This window comes from Devosia sp. 1566 (genome assembly GCF_004005995.1).
Lineage (GTDB): Bacteria > Pseudomonadota > Alphaproteobacteria > Rhizobiales > Devosiaceae > Devosia.
The window spans coordinates 2846403-2869345 of the sequence record NZ_CP034767.1; the positions used below are offsets into that span (position 1 = coordinate 2846403).

At 63.3% G+C, this 22943-nt stretch carries 24 protein-coding genes; 10 read left to right on the forward strand and 14 right to left on the reverse strand.

What is annotated here, in order from left to right; genetic code table 11:
• Positions 1-2 precede the first annotated feature (2 nt).
• The 3 genes from ELX51_RS13725 to ELX51_RS13735 all read right to left on the reverse strand — a co-directional run bounded on the left by ELX51_RS13725 (position 3) and on the right by ELX51_RS13735 (position 2871).
• On the reverse strand, positions 3-1208 hold the full coding sequence (locus ELX51_RS13725) for an outer membrane beta-barrel protein (RefSeq protein ID WP_164854872.1): 1206 nt from the start codon (positions 1206-1208) through the stop codon (positions 3-5).
• Between the two features lie 198 nt (positions 1209-1406).
• Entirely contained in the window at positions 1407-1883 is a 477-nt protein-coding gene (locus ELX51_RS13730) for an NfeD family protein (protein WP_127754055.1), read from the reverse strand.
• A gap of 10 nt (positions 1884-1893) precedes the next feature.
• Positions 1894-2871 carry an SPFH domain-containing protein gene (locus ELX51_RS13735; protein ID WP_127754056.1) on the reverse strand — a complete coding sequence of 326 codons (978 nt, stop codon included), beginning with the start codon at positions 2869-2871 and terminating at the stop codon, positions 1894-1896.
• Positions 2872-3009: 138 nt separating this feature from the next.
• Between ELX51_RS13735 and ELX51_RS13740 the strand changes: the two genes are divergently transcribed.
• Both ELX51_RS13740 and ligD read left to right on the forward strand, forming a co-directional pair.
• Positions 3010-3915 (forward strand): Ku protein, encoded by a 906-nt coding sequence (locus ELX51_RS13740; RefSeq protein ID WP_127754057.1) that lies wholly within the window; start codon positions 3010-3012, stop codon positions 3913-3915.
• Positions 3916-3918: 3 nt separating this feature from the next.
• Entirely contained in the window at positions 3919-6603 is a 2685-nt protein-coding gene (gene ligD, locus ELX51_RS13745) for a DNA ligase D (RefSeq protein WP_127754058.1), read from the forward strand.
• Here the strand turns inward: ligD and modB are convergent.
• The 5 genes from modB to ELX51_RS13770 all read right to left on the reverse strand — a co-directional run bounded on the left by modB (position 6600) and on the right by ELX51_RS13770 (position 10330).
• Positions 6600-7280: a molybdate ABC transporter permease subunit gene (modB, locus tag ELX51_RS13750; RefSeq protein WP_127754059.1), complete on the reverse strand. Its 681-nt coding sequence runs from the start codon at positions 7278-7280 to the stop codon at positions 6600-6602. The genes ligD and modB overlap by 4 nt on opposite strands.
• A 7-nt stretch (positions 7281-7287) precedes the next feature.
• Positions 7288-8022, reverse strand: a complete 735-nt coding sequence (gene modA / locus ELX51_RS13755) for a molybdate ABC transporter substrate-binding protein (RefSeq protein WP_127754060.1) — start codon at positions 8020-8022, stop codon at positions 7288-7290.
• A 27-nt stretch (positions 8023-8049) separates the two neighbouring features.
• Positions 8050-8685, reverse strand: a complete 636-nt coding sequence (eda, locus tag ELX51_RS13760; RefSeq protein ID WP_127754061.1) for a bifunctional 4-hydroxy-2-oxoglutarate aldolase/2-dehydro-3-deoxy-phosphogluconate aldolase — start codon at positions 8683-8685, stop codon at positions 8050-8052.
• A 93-nt stretch (positions 8686-8778) separates the two neighbouring features.
• Positions 8779-9285, reverse strand: a complete 507-nt coding sequence (locus ELX51_RS13765) for a hypothetical protein (protein WP_127754062.1) — start codon at positions 9283-9285, stop codon at positions 8779-8781.
• Positions 9286-9349: 64 nt separating this feature from the next.
• Positions 9350-10330, reverse strand: coding sequence for a carbohydrate kinase (locus ELX51_RS13770; RefSeq protein WP_127754063.1), 981 nt, complete (start codon positions 10328-10330; stop codon positions 9350-9352).
• A gap of 215 nt (positions 10331-10545) precedes the next feature.
• Here ELX51_RS13770 and ELX51_RS13775 point away from each other — a divergent pair, with 215 nt between their 5' ends.
• Together ELX51_RS13775 and ELX51_RS13780 are read left to right on the forward strand one after the other, a co-directional pair.
• A complete protein-coding gene (locus tag ELX51_RS13775) occupies positions 10546-11094 on the forward strand; it encodes a TRAP transporter small permease subunit (RefSeq protein ID WP_248305121.1) in 549 nt (182 codons plus the stop codon).
• A complete protein-coding gene (locus ELX51_RS13780) occupies positions 11094-12482 on the forward strand; it encodes a TRAP transporter large permease subunit (protein ID WP_127754065.1) in 1389 nt (462 codons plus the stop codon). Before ELX51_RS13775 ends, ELX51_RS13780 begins: the two co-directional genes overlap by 1 nt.
• 77 nt (positions 12483-12559) lie before the next feature.
• Here ELX51_RS13780 and ELX51_RS13785 read toward each other — a convergent pair whose 3' ends face one another.
• The gene (locus ELX51_RS13785; protein WP_127754066.1) at positions 12560-13660 is read right to left on the reverse strand and encodes a TRAP transporter substrate-binding protein; all 1101 of its coding nucleotides are present in this window, start codon (positions 13658-13660) and stop codon (positions 12560-12562) included.
• 251 nt (positions 13661-13911) lie between these two features.
• Here ELX51_RS13785 and ELX51_RS13790 point away from each other — a divergent pair, with 251 nt between their 5' ends.
• The 3 genes from ELX51_RS13790 to ELX51_RS13800 are packed head-to-tail and all read left to right on the forward strand — an operon-like array spanning position 13912 to position 15626.
• Positions 13912-14304: a hypothetical protein gene (locus tag ELX51_RS13790; RefSeq protein WP_127754067.1), complete on the forward strand. Its 393-nt coding sequence runs from the start codon at positions 13912-13914 to the stop codon at positions 14302-14304.
• An 18-nt stretch (positions 14305-14322) separates the two neighbouring features.
• Positions 14323-14829, forward strand: coding sequence for a sigma-70 family RNA polymerase sigma factor (locus ELX51_RS13795; protein WP_127754068.1), 507 nt, complete (start codon positions 14323-14325; stop codon positions 14827-14829).
• Positions 14826-15626, forward strand: a complete 801-nt coding sequence (locus tag ELX51_RS13800; protein ID WP_127754069.1) for an anti-sigma factor — start codon at positions 14826-14828, stop codon at positions 15624-15626. Before ELX51_RS13795 ends, ELX51_RS13800 begins: the two co-directional genes overlap by 4 nt.
• A 6-nt stretch (positions 15627-15632) precedes the next feature.
• On the opposite strand, the gene ELX51_RS13805 is transcribed toward ELX51_RS13800, so the two are convergent.
• A complete protein-coding gene (locus tag ELX51_RS13805; protein ID WP_127754070.1) occupies positions 15633-16820 on the reverse strand; it encodes an alpha-hydroxy acid oxidase in 1188 nt (395 codons plus the stop codon).
• Positions 16821-16925: 105 nt separating this feature from the next.
• Positions 16926-18476 (reverse strand): altronate dehydratase family protein, encoded by a 1551-nt coding sequence (locus ELX51_RS13810; RefSeq protein WP_248305122.1) that lies wholly within the window; start codon positions 18474-18476, stop codon positions 16926-16928.
• Positions 18477-18600: 124 nt separating this feature from the next.
• On the opposite strand from ELX51_RS13810, the gene ELX51_RS13815 reads away from it, so the two are divergent.
• Entirely contained in the window at positions 18601-19350 is a 750-nt protein-coding gene (locus tag ELX51_RS13815; RefSeq protein ID WP_127754071.1) for a GntR family transcriptional regulator, read from the forward strand.
• Positions 19351-19392: 42 nt separating this feature from the next.
• The gene (locus ELX51_RS13820) at positions 19393-20241 is read left to right on the forward strand and encodes a fumarylacetoacetate hydrolase family protein (RefSeq protein WP_127754072.1); all 849 of its coding nucleotides are present in this window, start codon (positions 19393-19395) and stop codon (positions 20239-20241) included.
• A 110-nt stretch (positions 20242-20351) separates the two neighbouring features.
• On the opposite strand, the gene ELX51_RS13825 is transcribed toward ELX51_RS13820, so the two are convergent.
• Entirely contained in the window at positions 20352-20726 is a 375-nt protein-coding gene (locus ELX51_RS13825; RefSeq protein ID WP_127755291.1) for a RidA family protein, read from the reverse strand.
• Positions 20727-20843: 117 nt separating this feature from the next.
• Here ELX51_RS13825 and ELX51_RS13830 point away from each other — a divergent pair, with 117 nt between their 5' ends.
• On the forward strand, positions 20844-21140 hold the full coding sequence (locus ELX51_RS13830; protein WP_248305123.1) for a GNAT family N-acetyltransferase: 297 nt from the start codon (positions 20844-20846) through the stop codon (positions 21138-21140).
• A 3-nt stretch (positions 21141-21143) separates the two neighbouring features.
• Here the strand turns inward: ELX51_RS13830 and ELX51_RS13835 are convergent, their stop codons facing one another.
• Together ELX51_RS13835 and ELX51_RS13840 are read right to left on the reverse strand one after the other, a co-directional pair.
• Positions 21144-22184: a DUF3298 domain-containing protein gene (locus ELX51_RS13835; protein ID WP_164854873.1), complete on the reverse strand. Its 1041-nt coding sequence runs from the start codon at positions 22182-22184 to the stop codon at positions 21144-21146.
• A gap of 96 nt (positions 22185-22280) precedes the next feature.
• Positions 22281-22901, reverse strand: coding sequence for an alpha/beta hydrolase (locus ELX51_RS13840; protein ID WP_127754075.1), 621 nt, complete (start codon positions 22899-22901; stop codon positions 22281-22283).
• Positions 22902-22943 lie beyond the last annotated feature (42 nt).

The window sequence follows — 22943 nt, forward strand, 5'->3', positions numbered from 1 at the left end:
CCTTAGCGGCGCAGGGTGACACCCAGGCTGAGCTGATGGCTGCGATCGCGGCCATCGGCAGTGCTGTCCGTCCTTGCATAGCCATAATCGACGCTTGCGGCAGTATGCGCGTTTACCCGATAATCTGCTCCGGCACCGAGACCATAACCGGTTTCCGTGTCGGCGCTCCCCTCGAAGCGGGCCGTGTGCCATCCCGCTAGCGCGCGCAGAGCCAGCCATGAATTGACGGTGTAACCCAGATCGGCGCTGGCGCTATATTGCACCCGGGTCGTGCCGCCATTGTCCGGTCCCGATGGCTGCACATCGGTGGTCAGAGCCCCTGTCAAGCGCCAGGTGGAATCGGGCCGGTAGGTGACAGCAGCTTCAAACAATTGCGCCGTCACTTCCTCCAGGTTCTCATCATCGAAACGCCGTAACGCCAAACCGGTCGAGGCGGAGGCCTCAAGGGTTTCGTTCCAGCGCCCCACCACCCCGACACTGACTGAACTATCGGTGGCATCGCGCGTCGGCATGCCAGTCTGACGTGCAAACAAGTCGCGGCCGAGATTGCCCTCCCCGAAGACTTCAAGAATCGGCGTGGCTTGGAAGCCGAGGCGCAACCCGCCATCGAGCGTCCAGTAGTTGTCGTCCTCGTTGTCCTCGACTGTCCGGTCCACCAACTCGGTGGGACCATAAAGATACCGGGCTACTGCGCCGGTGACGCCGATATTGAACCTGCCGAACTGCCGTGTGGCGCCACCATTGAGGCTGCCCACCAGCGTTGCGGCGGGCTCGGCAATATCATTGGCGAGCCCCGGCGTGCTTGCCGGCTCCTGCGCGTAGGACAGGTCGGCGGCCCCGCTCAGCGCCGTAACGCTGTCCAGCGCGTAACCGCCCTCAAGGTTAAGCCGCAACCCGCTAACATCCACCTCGTCGGTATCGGAGGGCCGGATAAGCTCCAGCTCTCCCGAGGCTCCGAGCTGGGATCTCGACCCCTCATGCTCGAGCGCGAAGCTCGGGACGAACCGGATATCGAAAGTCTCGTCATCCGTAGACTTGGTATAGGTTCCCCGCAGCGCAGTTGCCCAATCCACGTCGAAAAACGGATGCGCGGGTTCAGCTAGCCCCGCACTGCTCGCCAGCACCGGCTCGGCTGGATAAACATTGGGTAGCAGCCGCTCATTGCTGGTCTCGGAGCCATCGCCGGTGGCATGGTCAGACGCAGCCATGACCGGTCCGGCAGCCAACAGCACGCCAAGCAAGCATGCTCCTGCTGATCGCCGCCGCTGCATTTTGAACCGCACGCTCAAATCCCGCTCCACCCGCCTGTTCGCGGCGCCCGAGGGTTGTCGCTGCGGCCAACCTGTCAGTGTATGGTTAAAAAACCGTTCGGCGCGGCGTGTCGGCAACAGGTTGAAAGCGGGCGTCTATGCGTTGGTTGAGGGGGCAACCTGGTCGGCTGGCACTACCCGCAGCACCGGACCATTGCTGCCGGTCACCCGCACCCGTGTGCCCTGCGGCAAATCGGGGCCGGACACCCGCCACACACTATCGCCAAGGGCTACGCGCCCGAACCCGCCCTCAATCGGGGCCTGGAGCGCCACGACCTGCCCCACCAGGCTTTCGGCGCGCTCGTTCAATTGCGGGTGGTCGTTTTCAGGCGGGCGCGAGCGGCTCCAGCGCACCCAGACAAAGATCGCGATCAGGGACAGGCTCCCGAACAGCAGCCATTGCAGCGGCCCGGAAATCGGCTGGAAAAACAGCATCAGCCCGGTGACGATACCGGCAATGCCCATCCAGACCAGGAACCCGCCCGGCACCACCAGTTCCAGCGCCAGCAGCACCAGTCCCGCGACGATCCAGGACCATGGTCCATAGCTCGCGATAAAAGCGATGACTTGCATGGCCTGTTTCTCAGCTCTGGCCGGCGCTAGGCGGCCGTGCTGACCGCGGCGGTGCTGCCGGCGCACCAAAAGTCTCGCGGGCGATTTCCGCAATGCCGCCAATAGAGCCGATGACGCTCGCGGCCTCCACCGGCAACATCAACACCTTCTGGTTGGGTGAAGTCGCGATCTTGCCTAGTGCTTCGATGTAGTTGTTGGCCACGAAATAGTTGATCGCCTGCACGCTGCCCGAAGCGATGGCATCACTGACCATCTGGGTGGCCTTGGCCTCTGCTTCAGCGGACCGCTCGCGAGCCTCCGCGTCCCTAAACGCGGCTTCCTTGCGCCCCTCAGCTTCCAGAACCTGCGCCTGCTTGGCGCCTTCGGCCTGAAGGATCGCGCTTTGCCGCCGCCCTTCTGCCTCGAGAATGGCCGCGCGCTTCTCGCGCTCCGCCTTCATCTGCCGGCCCATGGATTCCACCAGATCCTTGGGCGGATCGATATCCTTAATCTCGATGCGGGTGATCTTGACGCCCCAGGGCGACACAGCCGTATCCACCACCCGTAGCAGACGCTCATTGATCTCGTCGCGATGGCTCAACAATTCGTCGAGATCCATCGAGCCCATCACCGTGCGGATATTGGTCATGGTGAGGTTGAGAATAGCGTTTTGCAGGTCGGTGACTTCATAGGCAGCCGCCGCCGCATCCAGGATCTGGTAGAAGGTGACGCCGTTCGCCGTCACCGTGGCGTTGTCACGGGTGATCACTTCCTGATGGGGAACATCAAGCACTTGCTCCATGACATTGATCCGTTTCCCCACGCCATCAATGAACGGCACGATGAGGTTTAGACCCGGCTTGAGCGTGCGGGTATACTTCCCGAACCGCTCGATGGTGTAGTTGTACCCTTGGGGTACCGTCTTTGCCCCGGCGAACAGCACGAGCAGGGCCAGGATGCCCAGGACGATCAGTGTGATGCTGAGCCCATCAAGCGCAAATCCGTCCATCGATCCCATCCTTGGTTCCGCCTCGTCTCTCGGTCATGGACCTTAGGGGGCGCACCGGCGTGACGCAATTGGGTGGGCGGGAACAAAGCCCATCACCGACTCGTTTACCGCCAAAGTTTCCCCGCGCGCGAGTATCCCATGGCAGCGTCACGTCCCGTCTGGAAAGGTCAGCTTCGTTTGTCGCTCGTGTCGATTGCCGTCGAGCTCTATACGGCCACCAAGAGCAACGCCAAGCCATCCTTCCATCAGATCCATGAGCCGACCGGCCAGCGCATCCACTATGAAAAAGTGGTCGAAGGCGTGGGCCCGGTCGATCCCGACGAGATCATGAAGGGCTTTGAATACGAAAAGGGCGACTATGTCCTCCTCACCGACGAGGAGATCGACGCCGTCAAGCTCGACACGCGCAAGACGCTGGAGCTGACCCAGTTCGTTGGTGCCTGCGAGATCGACCCCATCTATTTCGACAAGCCCTACTTCGTGGTCCCGGCCGACGACCTGGCCGAGGATGCCTTCCGCGTCATCCGCGATGCGCTGCGCGAAAGCCAGAAGGTCGGGCTCGGTCAACTCGCTCTGCGCGGCAAGGAATATCTCGTCGCCATCAAGCCCACCGGCACGGGCCTCCTCATGGAAACGCTTCACTACGAAGAGGAAATCCGCAAGGCCGACCCGTTCTTCGCCGAAATTTCCGCCAAGAAGGCCGACCCGGACCTGCTCGAGGTCGCGACCGCCCTTATCGACAAGAAAACCGCCAAGTTCGACGCGGGCGTGTTCAAGGATCACTATCAGGCGGCGCTCCGCGATCTGATCGCGCAAAAGCTCAAGTCCAAGGGCAAGAAGGTCGAGGCCAGCGATGACGCGCCCGACGACAAGCCGAATACCTCCAATGTGGTTGATCTGATGGCCGCGCTCAAAAGCAGCCTTGAGGGGAGCAACGGCTCGGACAAGGCTCCGGCCAAAGCGACGGCAAAGGCGCCGGCCAAGACCAGCAAGTCACGCTCTACGGCGGAAAAACCCGCAGCCTCTCGCAAAAAGGCGAGCTAACCAATGGCTACCAAGTCCGACACGCTGCTCAAGGACTACCGCGCCAAGCGTGACTTCGCCAAAACGCAGGAGCCATCCGGCGAAAGTGCCGCCAAGCAGGAGCAGGCCGGCGCCCCCCTGAGCTTTGTCGTGCAAAAGCACGATGCCACCCGCCTCCACTACGATTTCCGTATCGAGCTCGATGGCGTGCTCAAGAGCTGGGCCGTCACCAAGGGACCATCGGACAATCCTGCCGACAAGCGGCTGGCTGTCCATGTGGAAGATCATCCGCTCGACTATGGCACTTTCGAGGGCACGATCCCAGAAGGCGAATATGGCGGCGGCACCGTGATGCTCTGGGACGAAGGCACCTGGGAGCCGATCGGCGATCCCCATGAGGGCCTCGAAAACGGCGACCTCAAAATGCGCATAAACGGCAAGCGCATGAAGGGCGAATGGGTGCTCGTGCACATGAAAGGGCGCGATACCGCCCGCAAATCCGGCCCGGCGCGCGAGAACTGGCTGCTGATCAAGCACAAGGACGACTACGCCAAGCCCGAGGAAACCCTCACCACCCGTTTCACCACCTCCGTCTCGACCGGTCGCGACCTTGCCGGCATTGCCAAAGGGCTTAAGCCCAAGAAAGCCAGTGCCACACCGGCGGACGCCGTCTGGCATTCCAACCGCGAACCCACCCCCGACGCGGCACCAAAAGCCAAGCCGACCAAAACCGCCAAGCCCGCGCGCAAATCATCCGCCAAATCGCTCGCCCTGCCCGAGTTCCGGCCGCCCCAACTCGCCACCCTGGTTGACGAGGTGCCGCAGACCAATGGCTGGGTGTTCGAGATGAAATATGACGGCTACCGGTGTCTCGCCGCGCTGTCAGCCGACCAGGTGCGGCTCTACACCCGCAACGCCAATGACTGGACGACCCAGTTCGCTGCCATCGTTCCAGCACTCAGCCAGGTCACCTCCGGCTCGGCTCTCATTGATGGAGAACTCTGCGCCTTGGACGATAAGGGCCGCACCGATTTTTCGACCCTCAAAAACGCGCTGTCCACCGGCGAGTCCCTGGTTTACTTCGCCTTCGACCTGCTTGAGCAGGACGGCGAGGATCTCACCGCGCTCCCGCTGACCGAGCGCAAGACCCGTCTGCAGGCGCTGCTCGGAGAAACCGGGCCCGATAGTCCCATTCAGTTCTCCACCCACGTCGTCGGCAACGGCCTGCGCGTGTTCCAGAGCATCTGCAGCGCCGGCCATGAAGGCGTGATCGCCAAGCAGGCCGACGCGCCCTATCGCGGCGAGCGCTCCCGCTCCTGGCTCAAGGTGAAATGCTCCAAGCGGCAGGAATTCGTCATTGCCGGCTGGAGCACCTCGACCAAGAAGAAATCCTTTGCGTCCCTGCTGCTAGGCACTTGGGAAGACGGCAAGCTGATCTATCGCGGCCGCGTCGGCACCGGCTTCACCCGCGACGAAGCCCAGGCCCTGCAGCAACAGCTCGATGCCCGTGCCAGCAAGACCAACCCCTTCAGCAATATCCCCCGGGCGGCCACCCGCGGCGCCAATTGGGTCAAGCCCGAGCTGGTGGGCGAAGTTGCCTTCACCGAATTCACTCCCGATGGCGTTTTGCGTCACCCCTCCTTCATGGGCCTGCGCGAAGACAAGCCGGCCAGCGAAGTTGTCATCGAAGCCCCCGCCGCGCTGCCGGCCGAGGCGAGCAAACGCAGCGCGGCCAAATCGGCACCGGCGGCCAAAGCCGAGGCTCAAGAGCCCGCTGAGCCCGCCAAACTCGATCGCGAGGCGGGCCTTGCCGCCGCCGAAAAGGCCGGGCTGCACATCACCTCGCCCGATCGCGTCATCTATCCCGGCCAAGGCGTGACCAAAGCCGATCTGCTCGCCTATTACGCCGCGGTCGCCGATCGCATGCTGCCCTATATTGCCGATCGCCCGCTCAGCCTCGTGCGCTGCCCGCAGGGACGCGCCAAATACTGCTTTTTCCAGAAGCACGATTCCGGCGGCTTTCCCGATGCGATGAAATCGGTGTTGCTGACTGAAAAGGATGGCAGCGAAGAAGATTACTTCTATATCGACTCGGTCGCGGGCCTGCTCGCCGGCACGCAAATGAACGTCATGGAGTGGCATCTCTGGGGCGCCCGCAAGGACGACGTGGAGCGGCCCGAACGCATCATCTTCGACATCGACCCCGATGAAGGCCTGGCCTTTGCCGATGTGCGCGCCGCCGCCCGGGACATCGCCAAACTACTGGAAGAGCTGGGCCTCAAGACCTATCCGCTGGTCAGTGGCGGCAAGGGCATCCATGTGATCGCCCCGCTGACCCCAAAGGCGCAGTGGCCCGAGGTCAAGGCCTTCTGCAAGCGTGTGGCACAAGTGCTGTCCGAGCGCGAACCCGAACGGTTCATCGCCAATATGAGCAAGGCCAAGCGCAAGGGGAAATTCTTCGTCGACTATCTGCGTAATGAGCGGGGCTCGACGGCCGTGTCGCCCTGGTCCAGCCGCTCGCGTGAAGGAGCTCCTGCAGCGGTGCCTGTCACTTGGGACGAACTGGAAACCGTTGAAGCTGCCAACCAGTTCACCCTGGCGCTGGCAGCGCAACGGGCGAAACGGCCCGATCCCTGGACGGGTTATTTCGACGTGGACCAGGCCATCACCCCGGCCATGCGCAAGGAGGTCGGCACCCCCGACGCTTAGGGGGCGGTTTGCGCCCGAACGCGCCCAAGCGTCGTGGTGAGCACGATCGCGACAAAAGCGAACACCACCATACCCGCCGCCAAGAGGTGGGCGGTGTTCCAGTCGAGCCGCTCGACATAGTCATAGATGGCGATGGACAACACCTTGGTCTGCCCGGGAATATTGCCCCCGATCATCAGCACGACCCCGAATTCTCCCACCGTATGGGCAAAGCTGAGCACGGCTCCCGCCACATAGCCCGGCCGCGCCAATGGCACCGCCACCCACCAAAAACGCTGCCACGGACTGGCGCCCAGGCACAGCGCCGACTCCAGCGGCTCACTGCCGATCGCGGCGAAGGCCCCACGCAGGGGCGCAATCATGAACGGCAGCGACGACAGCACCGATCCGATCACAAGCCCGGTAAACGAAAAGGCGAGCGTCCGCCCACCCCAAAGGGCGGCGAGGCTCCCGCCTGGCCCCTTGGGCCCCAGCGCCAGCAACAGGTAAAATCCCAGAACTGTCGGCGGCAGCACCAGCGGCAGGGTCAAGAGCGCCGCTACGGGCTCCACCCAGCGCTTGCGGCTGCGCGCCAGCCACCAGGCTATTGGCGTGCCGGCAACGAGGAGGATGGCGGTTGTCACCGTCGCCAGCGCCAGGCTCAACCCGACCGGTTGCAGGATCTCGGCCCCGTTCATCGCCGGCTCACTGCTCGATACGGTAGCCCGCCGCCTCGATCAGCGCCACAGCTTCATCGCTGCGCAGGAACTCGAGAAACGCCGTTGCTGCCGGATTGTCGGCACCCGGCTTGAGCAACACGGCGCCTTGGCGGATCGGCGTATACAACTCGCTCGGAACAATCCACACGCCGGACTGGCCCCGCACCTGGCTCAAACCCACAAAGCCAAGCTCGGCATTGCCGGTTTGAATGAACTGCAGGGTTTGGCTGATGTTCTCGCCCACAACGAGCTTGGGCCGGAGCGCGTCATAGATGCCCAAGGACGTCAGGGTTTCAACCGCCGCTTGCCCATAGGGCGCCGCCTGCGGATCGGCTATGGCGAGCTTTTCAAAGCCACCGCCCAGCCCCGCTAGGCCGTCCGTCACATCGAGCGTCGTACTGTAAAGCGCCAGCACACCGGCCGCATAGGTAAAGACGCTGCCCTCAACGCCAAAGCCTTCATCCACCGCGCGTGCTGGCCGCTCGTCATCGGCCGCCAAGAACAGGTCGAAGGGCGCACCTTGCGTAATCTGGCCGTACAACAAGCCCGTAGCGCCAAAGCTGAACTGCACTTGGTGCCCCGTTTGCGCGGCAAACACCGGGGCCAATTGTTCGGCAACGCCGGTGAAGTTGGCCGCAACAGCGATCCGGGCCAACTCGGCCTGGGCCGGGCCGGCCAACAGCGCTCCCCAGGCGGCGACAACCAGCACCATCCGCTTCATTGCCGCCGCTCCCGTTCTTGGTGCTGCTTAGCCGCGCAGTGCCGAGGCTTCGCGGGCCAGCGCTTCGATCCGGCCAAAATCATTGGCGGCCAGCGCATCCGCGGGCATGATCCAGGAGCCCCCGACGCAGATCACATTGGGCAGCCCGAGATAAACCTTGGCCTTGGCCGGATCGATGCCGCCTGTTGGGCAAAAGGTGATGTCGGGGAGCGGCGAAGCGAAGGCCTTGAGCACCGGCGCGCCACCCAGCGCCTCGGCCGGGAAAAACTTCAGGAAGCTATAGCCGCGTTCTGCCGCCGTCATGGCTTCACTCGGGGTGCCAATGCCGGGCAACAGCGGAATACCCATATCGTCGGCCGCATCCAGAATACGCGGCGAGATGCCCGGCGAAACCATGAAGCGACACCCGGCATCCACCGACTGCTTCATGTGCTGCGCGGTTCGCACCGTGCCCGAGCCGACAATGGCGCCAGTAACCTTGCCCATTTCCTCGATCACCTTGAGCGCATTGGGCGTGCGCAGGGTGACTTCGAGAATGGGCAGTCCACCCGCTACCAGCGCTTCGGCCAGGGGCCGCGCCAGCGCCACATCATCGAGGATGATGACCGGCACCACGGGCGCGAGCGACAAAATGGAGCGCATGGCTTGTGCGTCTTGCGGCATGGGAACTCTCACGGCAAAGGAACGATAGCACAGGGTTATGAGCTTGCCGGCCCGCCTGCAACCCCGTTGCGCAGCAAACGAGGGCGATTCGACCTATCGCGCCGCAGCTCGCAAAAAAACCTGCATCCGGTGAAATGCCAAACCTTCGGGATCGGGAGCCGCCTCGGGGTCACTGGGCAAGGCGAGCCGGCCATCGGGATTGAGCCTGGTCAGCAATTCACGATCTAGCCGGCTGAGATCAACAATGATCTCGTAGCCCGGCCCAATGGTCAGATGCCCCGCTTCAAAGGCCCGATGCGCCTCCGTGCTGAGGCAAAGGAAATTGCTGGCCTGCAAACTGCCGCCGGCGTCGCGCGGCCGCAGGGGCGTAACCTCCAACCGAGAATGGGCACTCTCTGGCCCCGCTGCGAGTCCGGTCAGCGCGCAATGATGACCGTAATGGGCGAGCACGCTCTGGAAGAGGCCGGCATAGCTCTCTAGCGACTCAGCTTCGAAGCCATCAAAGGGCACCGCAGCCTCTTCAAGCCCGCGCAGCCAGTAGGCCGGGTTGCCGGGATCATCGATCCCTCCATTGCTGTCATCATCGCCGCCGTCAACCACGTACCGAGCTTTCCGGATTGGATTGCCGGAGCTTATACGTAATTAGCCGAAGCTAAAAGGCGGATCAGAATTGTGCCTCTGCGAGCACCCGGTCCACCTGGCTGCGAACCGGCGGCCGGCAGCCTTTTTCGGCGCAGTTGAGACCGGCCACCACTGCGCCAAAGCGCAGCGTGGTTGCGAGCGCCGCATCATCGAGCCCCTGCAACGCGCCTGCCCGCAGGGCGCCGGTTTCGTCCAGCCAGGTCAGGATACCTGCCATCAAGCTGTCCCCTGCCCCCACCGTGTCGCCAAACACCGGCGGCGCATAAATCCCGACCTGCGCGGTGCCAGATGCCGTAAAGGCGCGCGATCCCTTTTCGCCTAGGGTGACCACCACCAGCTCGCAATTGGGCCGCGCCAACAACTCGGCGCCATGCGCCTCGATGCTCTTGCCGGCATCCAGCGCTTCCAGATCCTCTTCCGAAACCTTGATCACGTGGGCAAGATCGAGAAAGGACGACAGCCGCTGCTTGTAGCTTTCAAAGTCATCCACCAGCGATGGGCGGACATTGGGGTCGATCGAGATTGTCGCCCCCTTGGCCACAGCCGCCTGCACCACCTTGATCCAGGCTGCCGCGTCCTCGGGCAGGATCGGGCAGAAACCGCCGATCTGATACAGCGACAAGTCTTCAGGCAGGGCCGCGATCATCCCTTCCGCAGTAAAGGCCCGGTCCGCGCCGCGGTAAAACTCATATTGCGCCTTGCCCTGTGCATCGAGGGTCACCACCGCCAGCGTCGTCGGCGCAGCCACCCGCTCTTGTAGCAGGGTCTCGACCCCAGCCTCGGCCAAGGGCTCGAGCAGGTAGGAGCCGAAGCCGTCCTTCGAGATCGGGCACAGATAGCCCGTCGAATTGCCTAGCTTCGCCAGCGCAATCGCGCAGTTATAGGGTGATCCGCCCGGATGCGCCTGCATTCGGATCCCCTCGCCGCCCTGCCGCGGCTCGGATACGAGATCGATCAGGCTTTCCCCACCCACAACAAACATGCGCACTCCTTTGCCGGCCATTGGCTGCCGCTCTGTAGCGCCATAGCATTTGAGGCGGTCTTGTCACCAGCAGAGTGCAGTTTTGCCCGCACTATCGTTTACTTACAAGTTGACGCAAAGCGCTGATGCTGTTCAATCGCTCCACCAAAATTTCCGTACCCGGCAACGAGTTGGATCCCCAAGATCCACAGCCGAGCGGAAACTCTGCTGGGGGAAATCGATTGCAAGTGCTCGCCATGCTCGTCAGGGGCATCAGCGCCATCAATTGGCTTGTGGGACAAATCCTGTCCTGGCTCGCCTTGGCCTGTGTCCTCGTTTGTTTCACCGTCGTGGTGCAACGTTATTTTTTCAATACCTCCACCCTCTGGGTGCAGGATCTCTATGTCTGGGTGAGCGGGGCCATGTTCACGGGCGTCGCCGGCTTTGCCCTGCTGCGTGACGATCATGTGCGCGTCGATATCTTTTATCGCCCCGCTTCGGTGCGCTGGAAGGCGGCCGCCGATTTGTTCGGCGTGGTCTTTTTCCTGCTGCCCTTCATGTATGTCGTGCTGGCCTACACCTATCCCGCCGTCGCGCGCTCCTGGGGCTACCATGAGGGCTCCAGCAATATCGGCGGCATGCCGGGCCTCTTCATTCTCAAGAGCTTTGTGATTGTCTTCGCGGTTCTGGTGGGGCTGCAGGGGATCGCCATGGCCCTGCGCTCGATCCTCGTTTTGACCAACAACGAGAACCTCCTGCCACCCGACCTGCGCTACGGCGCCAACGACGTCAAGGAAGCGCATTGATGGACCCTGTTCTTATCGGGGAGATTCTCTCCGCCTTGATGTTCGTGGGCGTTGTCGGCGTCCTGATGCTCGGCTTTCCAGTGGCCTTTTCGCTCGCCGGCACCGCGCTGATCTTTGGCCTTGTCGGTTGGTGGCTGGGTGTTTATGACCCCTCCAACTACGGCTCCCTCGCTGGCCGCTATTTCGGCCTGATGACCAGCGAAACGCTGGTGGCGGTGCCACTCTTTGTGTTCATGGGCGTCATGCTCGAGCGCTCCGGTATTGCTGAGCAATTGCTCCTCACCATGGGCAAGCTGTTCGGCAATCTGCGCGGCGGCCTCGCCCTTTCGGTGATCGTGGTTGGTGCCCTCCTCGCAGCTTCCACCGGCGTGGTCGGCGCAACCGTTGTCACCATGGGCCTGATCTCCCTGCCCGCCATGCTGCGCGCCGGCTATGATCCCAAGCTGGCCACCGGCGTGATTTGCGCTTCCGGCACACTGGGCCAGATCATCCCGCCCTCGACCGTCCTGATTTTCATGGGCGACATGCTCTCGGGCATCAATGCCCAGGTGCAGATGGAAAAGGGCAATTTTGCCCCCGAGCCGGTTTCGGTCGGCGCCTTGTTCGCCGGCGCCATTCTACCTGGCCTGCTGCTGGTCGGGCTTTACGCTATTTGGGTCATCATCAAGGCAATCATCGATCCAAAGTCGGCGCCGGCTACGCCCGTGCCCGAAGATGAGAAAAAGCATCTGCTGCGCGAAGTCTTTGTCGCCCTGGTGCCGCCGCTCCTGCTGATCATCGCGGTTCTGGGCTCGATCCTGGCCGGTATGGCGACCCCTACCGAAGCGGCATCGGTCGGCTCCGTCGGTGCCATGATCCTGGCGGCAATGCGGTGGCGCTTGAGCTTCTCGGTCCTCAAGCAGGCGGTGATCTCGACCGCCACCATCACCTCGATGGTGTTCATCATCCTGTTTGGCGCGGCAGTGTTCTCCGTCGTGTTCCGCATGATGGGCGGTGACAATTTGGTGCATGAATTCCTGTCCAACATGCCGGGGGGCGCAATCGGCGCCACCATCATCGTCATGTTGATCATGTTCATGCTCGGGTTCATTCTCGATACCTTCGAGATCATCTTCATCGTGATCCCGATCACAGCGCCAGTGCTGCTGGCCTTGGGTGTGGATCCGATCTGGCTCGGCGTCATGGTTGGCGTGAACCTGCAAACCAGCTTCCTGACCCCGCCCTTCGGCTTTGCCTTGTTCTATCTGCGCGGCGTGGCCCCACCGCGGGTCAGCACCGGCATGATCTATCGCGGCATCATCCCCTTCGTGCTGCTACAGATTTTGGCGCTGTTTATCCTGTTCTTCTTCCCCCAACTGATCACCTGGTTGCCCAGCATGCTGTATTAACCTGTGGTCGATCACTGACCCACAAACAAAAAGCCCGGGCAAATTGCCCGGGCTTTTCTGCATCCAACCGATGCCGCTTAGCTGTACTGGACGTATTTTTCGCGCGCTACGAGATAAGGCATGTCGGTGTTCTCGGTGCGGGTGCGCAGCAGGTTGAACGCGGCGATAAAGCTCTCCGCCGTCTTCTTGGTCAGCGGGTCGCCGCCTTCACGGATTTCGGTCAGCAGTTCAACCGACGCCTTGGCACCAGCCTCGACGATCTCCTCGGGGAAAGCGCGGACCTGAACGCCATGTTCGCTGACCAGCGCCGCGAGCGAGCGAGGCTCATTGGCATACATGTCCGAAGCAACGTCGTCGTAAGCCGCCTGGGCGCAGGTGGCGACGAGTTCCTGCAGGTCTTCCGGCAGTTCGGCGAGCTTGGACTTGGACACCACCAGTTCAGTGGCAAGGCCCGGCTCAACGAAGCTGGGGAAGTAGTAGTTCTTGGCGATCTGGTAGAGCCCCAGCGCCATGTCGTTATAGGGCCCGACGAACTCGGCAGCATCAAGCGTACCCGACTGGAGGGCGGCAAAGATTTCGCCTGCCGCCAGATTGGTCACCGAAGCGCCCAGCTTGGCCCAGACCTGACCACCGAGGCCCGGCGTGCGGAAACGCAGGCCCTGCACATCGGCAACCCCGGTCAACTCATTGCGGAACCAGCCACCGGCCTGCGTGCCGGTATCGCCCGACATGAAGCCCTTGACGCCGAACTGGTCGTAGATCTCGTCCCAGATTTCCTGGCCGCCGAGATAGCGCATCCAGGCGGTGTGCTCGCGGCTGGTCAGCCCGAACGGCACGCCGGTAAAGAACGACAGGCCCTGGCTCTTGTTCTGCCAGTAATAGGGCGTGCCATGCATCATCTCGGCCGAGCCATCGATCACGGCGTCCAGCGCCTGTAGGCCCGGCACCATTTCGCCGGCGGCGAAAACCTGAACGTTGAGCCGTCCGCCTGAAGCGCGGCCGATCCGGTCCGCCAGCCTTTGCGCGCCGACACCCAGGCCCGGAAAGTTCTTGGGCCAGGTGGTGACCATGCGCCAGTTGATCGTGCCCTGCGCAATGGCGGGCGCAGCCAGCGTCGTTGCCGCTGCGGCACCGATCGTCGCCACTGATGCGGACTTGAAAAACTCACGTCTCTTCATGCACTTCCTCCCCATAGGTGCAGCTTTGCTGCACAAATACCGTTGTCGCGCCGAGGCCAGCCTTTGGTCGCGTCCGTGACAAGTTGAAGTAAAAAATCAGCCGGCACGCCGCCTGTCCAGTATCTTGTTGCAATCCCAGCAAGATCGTCTCTGCAAAGGTTTTTTTGGCCCACCGGGATTAAACCGCTTCGGGCGGTGTTGACGCTGCTGAGGGCCGCTTTGCCGCCCCGCCAAACAGGAAGGAAAACTCCATGTCGATCCGCATGTTTGTTGCCACCGCCTCCGCGCTCGCCTTGTTCGCCACTCCTCTTGCCGCCGCTGAATATCTGGGCGGCGCCGTTCAATCCACCGATATCGGGGGCAAGATGGTCCTGACCGATGCCGACGGCATGACCCTTTATATCTTCGATAAGGACGAGCCCGGCGTCACCAATTGCTATGAGAAATGCGCCACCAACTGGCCCCCGCTTATGGCCGAGGACGGCGCCACGCCTGAGGGCGAGTTCACTCTGGTCGATCGCACCGATGGCGGCCAGATGTGGGCCTATAAAGGCTGGCCGCTCTACTACTGGAAGGACGACATGGAGCCCGGCGACATCACCGGTGACGGCGTCGGCGGCGTCTGGCATCTTGCTGTTGAATAAGGACGGCGGAAGCCTGGGGTGACCGAGTTCCTCGACGATGTCGAAGCCTGCGTGCCAGCTCTCCGGCGTTATGCCCGGGCGCTGACGCGCAGTGCCGACCTCGCCGACGACCTGGTGCAGGATTGCCTCGAGCGCGCCATTTCGCGCCGTGGCCTGTTCCGCCCTACCGGCCCGATGCGGGCCTGGCTGTTCACCATTCTGCTCAACCTGTACCGCAATGACCTGCGCACCCGGCACCGCCAGGGTGCGATGATGCCGCTCGATGCCATTGCCGAACCCGCGACCGCGGCGCCCCAACCCGGCCATCTAGCCCTGGCCGAAATGGCCAGGGCCATTGAAACCCTCCCGCCCGAACAAAAGGAAGCCTTGCTGTTGATTGCCCTTGAAGGCCTCTCCTATGCCGAGGCCGCTGCTGTCCTTGGAGTTCCGCTTGGCACGCTGATGTCTCGCCTCGGCCGCGCCCGCGCCGCCCTGCGCCTTCTGACCGGCACCCCGGCCGAGCCGCATCTGAGGACGGTGAAATGAACGCCCCCAGCCGCGATACGCTGATGGGCTTTGCCGACGGGCAGCTCGATCCCACAACGCGCGAGCAGGTCGAAGCCTATCTGGCCGCCAATCCTGACGTCGCGGCTGAAGTCTCAAATTGGGCTCGCCAGAACGACGCCATTCGCACCTTATTCGAGCCAGCAGGGGCGGAGCCGGTACCGGTGAGGCTGCATCCCCGGCGGATGGCCGCCGAGCTCACCACCCGCCGCCACCGCCTCTGGCGGCAGGCCGTCGCCGCCGTCCTCCTTGTGGGTTTGGGCCTGGGCGCCGGCTGGTTCGCCCGTGCCTGGTCGCCTGCCCCGCAGCCCAGCACTGTGCTGATCGCCGATGCCGTGCGCGCCCATGACGTGTTTGTGGCTGAGAACCGCCACGCCGTGGAGGTCGCCGCCAGCGAAGAGGATCACCTGACTTCCTGGCTTTCCAACCGGCTGGAAACGCCCCTCGCCGCGCCCGACCTCGCGGCCGAAGGTTTCACCTTGGTGGGTGGCCGTCTGCTGCCCGGCACGGCCGCGGCCGGCGGTCGCGCCGCTCAGTTGATGTACGAAAATGCTGGGCGTGACCGGGTAACCATCTATGTCACCGCAGCCCTGCCCGACCGCGAACACGCCTACGAATTCGCCAGCCTGGAAGGGGCGGAAGCCTTTTACTGGGCCAATGCCCGCATCACCTGCACCGTAGTGGGCACCCTGCCCGAGCCACAGATGCAAATCGTCTCGCAGGCGATCTACCGGCAACTGACCGGTGACGGCGAACCTGAAGAACACTATCGCAGCTAGCGGCGGTCAGCCATTCGCCCCTAGGGGCGAATTACGGGGCGGCAGGTCGATGGAATAGATATTGTGCAGCCCCACCGCCTTGATATCCCGTTCCCCGCAAAGGGCCATGGTGATGTCGAGCTCGCGCCGGATGATCTCGAGCGCCCGCGTCACCCCGGCCTCGCCGCCCGCCCCCAGCCCCCACAGGAACGCGCGGCCGATAAAGGTGCCCTTGGCCCCCAGCGCCATGGCCTTGAGCACATCCTGGCCCGAGCGAATGCCGCCATCGACATACACATCGGTGCTGTTGCCAACGGCATCGACAATTTCGGGCAGCACGCGGATCGAGGATGGTGCGCCATCGAGCTGGCGCCCGCCGTGATTGGACACGATGATCCCGTCGGCTCCATGCGCCACCGCCTGGCGCGCATCCTCGGGGTCGAGAATGCCCTTGACGATCACCGGCCCGCCGAAGCGCTCCTTGACCCAGGCGATCTCCTTCCAACTCAGCGCCGGATCGAATTGCGACGCCGTCCAGGCCGACAGCTTGGAGAGATCCCCCGCCGCATCCACATGCCCCACAATATTGCGGAAGGTGTGCCGCTTGGTGCCCAGCATCTGCATGGCCCATTGCGGCTTGCGCGCCATTTCAAAGACGAACCGCGGTGTGAATTTCGGGGGCGCCGACATGCCGTTGCGCAAGTCCTTGTGCCGCTGCCCAAGGATCTGCAAATCCATGGTCAGCACCAGCGCCGAGCATTTGGCCGCCTTGGCCCGGTCGATCAGCCGCTCGATAAACCCGCGGTCCCGCATCATGTAAAGCTGAAACCAGAACGGCTTGCCCGTGTTCTCCGCCACATCCTCGATCGAGCAGATGCTCATGGTCGATAGCGTAAACGGCACGCCGAACTTCTCGGCCGCCCGCGCCGCCTTGATTTCCCCGTCGGCGCTCTGCATCCCGGTAAAGCCGGTGGGGGCCAGCGCCACCGGCATCGAGGCCTGCTCGCCGCAAATCGTGGTGGCGAGGGTGCGCCCTTCCATGTTCACGGCCACCCGCTGGCGCAACTTGATCTGGCTGAAATCCTCGCTATTGGCCCGATAGGTCCCCTCGGTCCAGGAACCGGAATCGGCATAGTCGAAGAACTGCTTGGGCACCCGCCGCTTGGCGATTGCCATCAGTTCATTGATGGTAAGGGCTTTGTCGAGGGCGGACATGGGTAAAAGCTCCGGGCGAGCGGCGTGGCCGAGCAACTTGGATTTCGGGTGGTTCATCAAGGCCGTCCGGCTAGGGGCGGCTACTAGGGGGGACGCAGCGCGCCCCTACATGGTCGCGCCGACCTGCCAGGGCACGAACTCGTTGTCGCCATAACCCAGCTGTTCGGACTTGCTCTTTTCGCCCGAAGCGATGCGCAGCAGCAGATCAAAGATTTGCTGCCCCTTCTCTTCGATCGAGACGCCCTCGATGATATCGCCGCAATTGATGTCCATGTCCTCGGTCATGCGGGCATAAACATCCGAATTGGTGGCCAGCTTGATCGAAGGCACCGGCTTGCAGCCATAGGCCGAACCACGCCCCGTGGTGAAAGCGAGGATATTGGCGCCACCGGCTACCTGTCCCGTTGCCGAAACAGGGTCAAAGCCGGGCGTGTCCATGAACACAAAGCCCTTTTCGCGCACCTGCTCGGCATATTCATAGACGGCCGTTAGCGGCGTGGTGCCGCCCTTGGCGGTGGCACCCAGCGATTTTTCGAGGATGGTGGTCAACCCGCCCAACTTGTTGCCCGGCGAAGGATTGTTGTTCATCTCCCCGCCGCTGCGCTTGGTGTAATCCTCCCACCAATGGATGCGCTCGATCAGCTTTTCGCCCACCTCACGCGAAACGGCACGGCGCGTGAGCATGTGCTCGGCCCCATAAACCTCAGGCGTTTCGGACAGGATCGCCGTGCCGCCCTGCTGCACCAGCAGATCGACCGCATAACCAAGCGCCGGATTAGCGGTGATGCCCGAATAACCGTCCGAGCCACCGCATTGCAGCGCCAGCATCAGCTCGGATGCATCCACCGTTTCGCGCTGCGCCCGCGCCGCCACGGGCAGCATTTCCTTGATCCGCTCGACGCCCCAATCGACCATTTTGCGGGTACCGCCGATCTCCTGGATCGTCATGGTCTGGAAGGTGTCGGTTTCGCTCAGCCCGTAGCTTTCCTTCATCTTGCCGATCTGGAACGCCTCGCAGCCCAGCCCCACCAGCAGCGCTGCGCCCAGGTTCGGGTTGGCAGTATAGCCCCATTGGGTGCGCCGGAAGATCTGATAGCCCTCGCCCTGGATATCCATGGCGCAGCCCGTGCCATGCACGAACGGGATCACACCATCGATATTGGGGTAGTCGGCCAGAATGCCCGAGCGATTGATCTCCTCGGCCATGAACTTGGCGACGGTCGCCGAACAGTTCACCGAGGTCAGGATGCCGATATAATTGCGCGTTCCCACCCGCCCATTGGCGCGGCGGAAGCCCTGGAAGGTCGCCCGCTCGGCCACCGGCACCATCTCGGGCGCCACCGCCCCCTCGGCAAAAGCGTAGTCGTGATGCAGCGTGCCATCGGCGCCACCCATCCCGCAATTGTGCTCATGCACCCAGTCGCCCGCCGCGATCGCGTCCTTGGCAAAGCCGATGATCTGCCCGAACTTGGTGACGGCCTCGCCGGCGCGGATCGGCCGCACCGCGAATTTGTGCCCCTTAGGCACGCGCTTGCCGATCACCACGCCCTGCGGCGTCACCGTCCCGGCTTCCAGATTGGACAGCGCCACGGCCGTGTTGTCGCGAGGGTTCAGCACCAGGGTCCTGGCTTCCGGACGAATCATGGTCTCAGACATAATTGGCTCCACTCATGGGTCTCTGGGCGCTCTCGCCTGCGGACTTGCCGCCAGACTGCGGCACGGGAAAACCGCTCCGCGCGTTGGATTTGCCAGGAACCTCGACTGCGACTAACATGTTAGCATGAGTTCGGAAGCCCGTCCCTACCAATTTCTGCAGCGAAGCCATGCCCCAGCGCGTGGCAGCGTCACCCTTGATGTGACCAATTCGCTGCGCCAGGCGATTGTCTCGCTGCAACTGGCTCCCGGCGAAACTCTCGACAAGGCAGCCATCTGCGAAGAACTGGGCGTTTCGCGCTTTCCGGTCAGCGAAGCCCTGGGCCGCTTGCAGATCGAGGGCCTCGTTGAAATTGCCCCGCAACGCGGCTCCACCGTGTCCCTCGTACGTATTGCCGATGTCCGGGAATACATGCTGATCCGCAAGGGCCTCGAAAGCGAAGCCCTGCGCGTGCTGATCGGCAATCACGACGCCGAAGTAATCGAGGCGCTGCACGCCAATATGGCGGCACAACGTGCCGCCGCCCTCGAGGAAGACAGCGAGCGCTTCCATGGGCTCGACATTGATTTCCACGACATCATCTTCCGCTCCATGCGGTTCACCAAGATCAAGGGCATCATCGATTCGGCCCGCGCCAATCTCGACCGCGCCCGCCGCCTCATCATCACCCCGCGTCGCCTCGCCCTCACCATTGCCGAGCACCAGGCGATCTTTGATGGCATCCTGTCGGCCGACCAGAAGGGGGCCACATCAGCCATCCGCGCCCATATCGATGCGGTCATGGTTGAACTCTTCGCCTTTGCCCGCGAATACCCACACCTCTTCGCCGACAGCGACGAGAGTGCCGACACCCCCGACACCTTTCCCTATGGCTGAACGCAATCCGCGCAAAGCCACTTACAACCATGGAGTTCGCCGATGAAACTGCTGCGCGTTGGGCCCAAGGGCGCCGAAAAGCCCGCCATTCTGGCCGAAGACGGCACGGTTCGTGACCTGACCGGCGTTGTGGCCGATATTGGCGGGCAAACCCTGTCCGATGAAGGGCTGGCGCGTATCCGTGCGGCTGACATCAACGCCCTGCCCCAGCTGCAAAGCGATCGTATCGGCCCTTGCGTCGCCAATGTGGGCAAGTTCATCTGCATCGGCCTCAACTATGCCGACCATGCCGCCGAAACCGGCGCGGCCATTCCCGAAGAGCCCATCATCTTCATGAAGGCCACCAGCGCCATCATCGGCCCCAATGACGACGTCATCATTCCCAAGAACTCGATCAAGCCCGATTGGGAAGTGGAACTGGCCGTCGTGATCGGCAAGGAAGCCCGCTACGTCGAAGAAGCCGATGCCATGGACTATGTCGCCGGCTATTGCGTCTGCAACGACGTGTCCGAGCGCCACTTCCAGACCGAGCGTGGCGGCACCTGGGACAAGGGCAAGGGTGCTGACACCTTCGGCCCCATCGGCCCTTGGCTCGTGACCAAGGACGAAGTTGCCGATCCGCAAAACCTCAAGATGTGGCTCGAAGTGGACGGCAAGCGCTACCAGGACGGCTCTACCAAGACCATGATCTTCGGCGTCGCCCATGTGGTCAGCTATGTCAGCCAGTTCATGAGCCTGCAGCCCGGCGACATCATCACCACCGGCACCCCTCCCGGCGTCGGCATGGGCATCAAGCCCGAGCCCGTCTGGCTCAAGCCCGGCAACGTCATGCGCCTCGGCATCGAAGGCCTCGGCGAGCAGCAGCAGACCGTCAAAGCCTATACCGCCTAAGCCCACCGGACCCGCAGTCGACACCCTCCCCCTAGCGGGGAGGGATCAAGGGTGGGGGACGAGAGCCCCGACGCAAGGCACTCTTCACCGATGCCCCGCCAACCAACGTCCTAAGGCCGCCGTGCCACCAGATCGATCTCGACCAGCGCCCCCACCGCGAGTGCCGTCACCCCCACCGTGGTGCGCGCCGGCAGTTTCCCGGCCTCGAAAAATGTCGGCCACAGCGCATTGAGTGCTGCGTAATCCCGCTCGAACTGGGTGAGGTAAATCCGCGCCATGGTGACATGCTCGAGTCCCAGCCCGACCCCGGCCAGCACCACCCGCAAATTCTCCACCACGCGACGCGTCTGCGCCTCGATGCCCTCCGGCAGCGGTGCATCGGGCGCCGCCGGGTCGGTCGGCATTTGCCCGGTGACGAACACCCAGCCATCGGCCTCCACCGCATGGGAAAACGGCGCCACCGGTTGCGGGCCGGCGGCAATCATGTGGTGAATAGGCATGGACATCTGCATCTCCAGTTTCTCGCGGCCACCCCGCCGGCAACTTGCCGGCGCCCCGCGGCGTTTTATGATCCGAGCCCAATCCAACCAAGGACGAGCCCCTTGAGCGACACCCAATACACAGTGGAACGTGAAGATGGTCCCAAGAGCGGGCGCTACCTCGTGCGCCTCGACGGCGGGGCAGAGGCGGAAATGACCTACCGCACCGGACCCGATGGCTCCATGGTCATCGACCATACCGGCGTGCCACCGCAATTCGAAGGCCGCGGCATTGCCGCCCGCCTCGTCAATGCGGCGATCAGCGATGCGCGCGCCGAGGGCTTCAAGATCACCCCGCTATGCTCTTATGTGGTGGCACAGTTCCGCCGCCATCCCGAATGGGCCGACCTGCGCGCCTGAGCCTCAGGAGCCGTAGCGCACCGCATTGGCATTGGGGCCGAGCAGGTCCTCGAGCTTGTCCCAGCCGATCGTGACCGTCGGGGCGCCATAGGCGTAGGCGGCCACCTCATAGGGCTCGAACTGCATGGTGAGCCCGCGGTCATTCTCAAAGCTCCACCGGCTGGGATCGATCACTACCTCGGCCAGGTCCTGCGGCCCCTCGAGCTGCAGGTTTTCGCCATGCTCTTGTTGCAGCTGCTGCCAGACCAGGTCGAGCAGCTTGCCCCGCCAGCCCTCACCCGTGAACAAGTCGCTGGCCTCCAGCGCGCGGTTCTCGGGCACATAGTAATGCAGATAGGTGGTCGCCCAATTGCCGTGCGCCGCGCCATGCCCATACCAGAAGGTCGACACATCAAGGCTGATCCGGCTGGGCGTGACCTCCTGGACCGTAATCGCGACATCGCTGTCGCTGCTGGTTTCCAGCGCTTCGGCTTCCCCCTCATCCACCAGCGTGCGCAGCGGCGTCAGCTCATTGGCTTGCGCAACCACGAACTCATTGAACCCCGCGGCCAGGGGATCGTCGCTGTCCAGCAGGGGCAGGGCCAGCGAATGGGTGGCCACCTTCCAAAAGGAATCCGGATCGCCTGCCGCTTCCGGATCGGGCAGCACCGCGTAGTTGCTCGTCGGATAGAACCGCTTGCCACCCAGCATGCGGCTGCCTTCCAGAACCTTGCCCCGGTTCTCGAACAGGGTGCGCAGGCACGAGACCCCTTCTTCGTCATAGCTCCCCGTGGTCAAGGGCTGCGCATCATCGCTGCAGGCGCGCTGGGCAAAGTCGAGCCAGCTCCGCTGGTCGGCGCGCAGGGCATCCGTTGCTTGGGTGGTCAGCCCACCGGTCGCCGTGGCAAAGCTCTTGGCAAGGGTCTCGTCGGCGCGCGACAGTTCGGGGTTCTCGCAAATGGCGCGCTCGAAAGGCGTGCTCGCCTTGCTGCAATCAAAGCTGGCGGCCGATGCCGGCACGGCCAGCACGGCGATGGTCAAGGCTGTAACAGCGATACGGCTCATCGAAGTCCTCCCCCGGATCGTCATGTGCTAGCACGACAATCCGGTCCGGCAAATCCGGGCCTTTGACAAGCTTAATCGGGCGGCTTAGGGCGTCGCTCAGGCCTCCCGGGGCGCGAAAGGGCTGAGAAAATCCCGGGCTTCCAGCAGTTCTTCCTGCCGCAGCTCGTGGCCGCCTTCGTGCCAGAAGAGGCGTGTCTGCGCGCCCTGCCCGGCGAAATACTGCTCCAGCGCCTCGGTCGCCCCGGCCGGCACCATCGGGTCACGCCGGCCCGCCGTCAGCAACACCTGCCGCCCCGCCAGACCGGGGTTCGGTTCCGGCGCAAACGGGATCAGCGGGTGCATCAGCACGCTGGCATCAAACAGGTCGGGCCGGACAAACTGCAGCGCCGCGAGGATATTGGCGCCATTGGAATAACCCAGCCCGACGAGCTTGCTCGGCTGGCTTTCCGCCCGTCGCGCCTCGATAAACGCGGCCATATCAGCCACCCGTGCCCAAAGATCGTCCATGTCATAGACGCCCTCTCCAGTGCGGCGGAAAAAGCGCAGCGCCCCGCTTTCACTGACATCGCCCCGAGGCGTGACCACCCGCGCACCCGGCAGCAGCTGGCTCCCAAGCGCGAAGAACTGGTTCTCGTCCCCGCCCGTGCCATGAAACAGCACAAACAGCGGCGCCTCCGCTCCCGCACCCGGCGCATCCCGATAATGTTCGATAGCCATGGCCACACTCCTTCTTTTCTGGGCCTGAATATCGGCTACCGA

Bases quoted from the DNA above. Each gene is read 5' to 3' on its own strand.
- ELX51_RS13790 (WP_127754067.1), top strand. From the start codon at position 13,912: ATGTCGATCCGCATGTTTGTTGCCACCGCCTCCGCGCTCGCCTTGTTC.
- eda (WP_127754061.1), bottom strand. From the start codon at position 8,685: ATGCCGCAAGACGCACAAGCCATGCGCTCCATTTTGTCGCTCGCGCCC.
- ELX51_RS13735 (WP_127754056.1), bottom strand. From the start codon at position 2,871: ATGGACGGATTTGCGCTTGATGGGCTCAGCATCACACTGATCGTCCTG.
- ELX51_RS13835 (WP_164854873.1), bottom strand. From the start codon at position 22,184: ATGAGCCGTATCGCTGTTACAGCCTTGACCATCGCCGTGCTGGCCGTG.
- ELX51_RS13730 (WP_127754055.1), bottom strand. From the start codon at position 1,883: ATGCAAGTCATCGCTTTTATCGCGAGCTATGGACCATGGTCCTGGATC.
- ELX51_RS13775 (WP_248305121.1), top strand. From the start codon at position 10,546: ATGCTCGTCAGGGGCATCAGCGCCATCAATTGGCTTGTGGGACAAATC.
- ELX51_RS13840 (WP_127754075.1), bottom strand. From the start codon at position 22,901: ATGGCTATCGAACATTATCGGGATGCGCCGGGTGCGGGAGCGGAGGCG.
- ELX51_RS13725 (WP_164854872.1), bottom strand. From the start codon at position 1,208: ATGGCTGCGTCTGACCATGCCACCGGCGATGGCTCCGAGACCAGCAAT.
- ELX51_RS13770 (WP_127754063.1), bottom strand. From the start codon at position 10,330: ATGGCCGGCAAAGGAGTGCGCATGTTTGTTGTGGGTGGGGAAAGCCTG.
- ELX51_RS13785 (WP_127754066.1), bottom strand. From the start codon at position 13,660: ATGAAGAGACGTGAGTTTTTCAAGTCCGCATCAGTGGCGACGATCGGT.
- ELX51_RS13825 (WP_127755291.1), bottom strand. From the start codon at position 20,726: ATGATTGCCGCCGGCCCGCAACCGGTGGCGCCGTTTTCCCATGCGGTG.
- ELX51_RS13815 (WP_127754071.1), top strand. From the start codon at position 18,601: ATGAGTTCGGAAGCCCGTCCCTACCAATTTCTGCAGCGAAGCCATGCC.
- ELX51_RS13810 (WP_248305122.1), bottom strand. From the start codon at position 18,476: ATGTCTGAGACCATGATTCGTCCGGAAGCCAGGACCCTGGTGCTGAAC.
- ELX51_RS13800 (WP_127754069.1), top strand. From the start codon at position 14,826: ATGAACGCCCCCAGCCGCGATACGCTGATGGGCTTTGCCGACGGGCAG.
- ELX51_RS13820 (WP_127754072.1), top strand. From the start codon at position 19,393: ATGAAACTGCTGCGCGTTGGGCCCAAGGGCGCCGAAAAGCCCGCCATT.
- ELX51_RS13780 (WP_127754065.1), top strand. From the start codon at position 11,094: ATGGACCCTGTTCTTATCGGGGAGATTCTCTCCGCCTTGATGTTCGTG.
- modA (WP_127754060.1), bottom strand. From the start codon at position 8,022: ATGAAGCGGATGGTGCTGGTTGTCGCCGCCTGGGGAGCGCTGTTGGCC.
- ligD (WP_127754058.1), top strand. From the start codon at position 3,919: ATGGCTACCAAGTCCGACACGCTGCTCAAGGACTACCGCGCCAAGCGT.
- modB (WP_127754059.1), bottom strand. From the start codon at position 7,280: ATGAACGGGGCCGAGATCCTGCAACCGGTCGGGTTGAGCCTGGCGCTG.
- ELX51_RS13805 (WP_127754070.1), bottom strand. From the start codon at position 16,820: ATGTCCGCCCTCGACAAAGCCCTTACCATCAATGAACTGATGGCAATC.
- ELX51_RS13740 (WP_127754057.1), top strand. From the start codon at position 3,010: ATGGCAGCGTCACGTCCCGTCTGGAAAGGTCAGCTTCGTTTGTCGCTC.